Origin of the sequence: Streptococcus sp. KR (assembly GCF_002238115.1) — a bacterium.
GTDB lineage: Bacteria > Bacillota > Bacilli > Lactobacillales > Streptococcaceae > Streptococcus.
Genome location: NZ_NGVM01000338.1, coordinates 1 through 227, shown reverse-complemented (window position 1 = coordinate 227; position 227 = coordinate 1). Strand labels below are relative to the sequence as shown.

Genomic DNA, 227 nt, shown 5'->3' with positions numbered 1-227 from the left:
TTCAAAGACTTTCGCAAGCCGTTGAGCTTGTCTTGCTGCTGATTAACTGAACGATTTTCATTTTCCCAAGTCTGATTAAGTTTCTTAACCTTTTTAGCAGAACTTGATGAAGCATTGCCAATTGCCTGTAAAGAAGTGATAATTTTTCTCAATCCAGTACCAGATTGAGAAGCGTCAACGCCTTTGTTAGCAAGTTCACCAATGATACCCAACAACTCTTTATCTTT

The 227-nt window shown here is 37.9% G+C and carries 1 protein-coding gene; it reads right to left on the bottom strand.

Annotation, left to right across the window (positions count from 1 at the left end; translation table 11 throughout):
* Positions 1-227 (bottom strand): hypothetical protein (locus tag CBI42_RS12960; protein WP_179211450.1); only part of this gene is annotated, 227 nt, incomplete at both ends.